This is a genomic window from Parasphingomonas halimpatiens (genome assembly GCF_036663795.1).
Taxonomy (GTDB): domain Bacteria; phylum Pseudomonadota; class Alphaproteobacteria; order Sphingomonadales; family Sphingomonadaceae; genus Sphingomonas.
In genome coordinates this window covers 1-1,560 of record NZ_JAXOJP010000087.1, presented here as the reverse complement: position 1 = coordinate 1,560, position 1,560 = coordinate 1, and the positions used below count along the sequence as shown (strand labels likewise).

The window sequence follows — 1,560 nt, the reverse complement described above, 5'->3', positions numbered from 1 at the left end:
CCACCGAGGCTGTGTGAAAACGCCATTTGAGCCGCGGCGCATTGAGCTGCGGCACGGGCATTCTTACCGCTGCATCGCCGCGATCAGACCGGTTGCTCCCATCAGGGCGATTGCGCGTTTGATGTTATAGGCGAGGACGTGGAGGCTCATCTCGGTAGGGACGTTTCGCAACGTGCGCGTCTTGAAGTGACTTCGGCCCATCCAGTCCTTGATGGTCCCGAAGACGTGTTCCACCGTTCGTCGTCGGATGCGCATGGCATCGGGCATATGATCGAGCCTGGCCTGCATCGCATCCAGCACATGCTCGTGCTTCCAGCGCCGGATTCGTCGGTGCGGTTCGGGCGTGCAGCGCGGCTTGAGCTCGCAAGTCTGGCAGGCCGTCAGGTGACGGTAGAAGAAGATGTCGCCTTCCCGGTTCGCGTAGGTCTGGCCCGGCGTCAGTTCGTGCTTTGCCGGACAGACATACAGGTTACGCTGCGCATCGAACCGGAAGTCCTGCTTGGCAAAGTAGCCGCGCTTCACGCCGCTTGAGGTCAGAGGTTTGGGGCAGATCGGGATCAGGCCAGTCGCCTCGCACGCAAGGACCTCCTCGCCTGAGAAGTAACCCCGGTCGGCCAGTATTGTCAGATCTTCAACGCCGGTCGCTTCGCGTGCCAGCTTGCCCATGGCAGCAAGCGCACTTCGGTCGTGACCGACGTTCGTAACCTCGTGCGCCACGATAATATGGTGGTCGGCGTCGACGGCTGCCTGAAGGTTGTAACCGACCTGTCCCGTCCCCTTGCCGGCGCTCGCCATGGCGCGCGCATCCGGGTCGGTCAGCGAGATCTGCCGATCGGGCGCGGCCTCGACCGCCTGCTCCATCGCCTTGAGGTCGCGCATCTGTCGGCGAAGCGCCTCAAGTCGCTCGGTAAGCCGGGTCGTGCGAACTTCCGCGACCTCGCTCTCCTGCCGGTCGGCGGTATCGAGCATGGCCAGATATCGCTCGATGCTCGCATCCACCTGCTCCATCCGACGGCGGATCGCGCCCGGCGTGAAGTTCTTGTCGCGCGTGTTCAGCGCCCTGAACCGGCTGCCGTCCACCGCCACTGTCCCGCCGGCGATGAGGCCAAGATCACGGCAAAGCGTCACGAACTGCCGGCACGTCGCCTGGATCGCCTGACCGTTGTCGCGCCGGAAATCAGCAATGGTCTTGAAGTCTGGCGCCAACTTGCCCGTCAGCCACATCAGCTCGACGTTGCGACCTGCCTCGCGCTCAAGCCGCCGGCTCGACTGCACCTGGTTGAGATACCCGTAGAGATATAGCTTGAGAAGCATCGCCGGATGATATCCCGGGCGTCCCGTAGACGCTGCATCCTCGAAGCCGAGCCCCGCCAGATCCAGTTCGTCGATGAAGACATCGACCACGCGTACCGCGTTGTCCTCGGACACGTAATCATCAACGCAATTGGGCAAAAGCAGCTTCTGCCGGCGATCACAGCCCTCAATGAAACGTCCCACTTCGGCGCCTCCTGCAACGCCAGAATCATAGCATATCAGGGCGTTTTCACACAGCCTCCACCA

At 62.5% G+C, this 1,560-nt stretch carries 1 protein-coding gene; it reads right to left on the bottom strand.

Annotated features, from left to right (window positions below):
• Nucleotides 1-63: 63 nt before the first annotated feature.
• Nucleotides 64-1,497 (bottom strand): IS1182 family transposase, encoded by a 1,434-nt coding sequence (locus U1839_RS26735; protein ID WP_332806599.1) that lies wholly within the window; start codon nucleotides 1,495-1,497, stop codon nucleotides 64-66.
• Nucleotides 1,498-1,560: the final 63 nt, after the last annotated feature.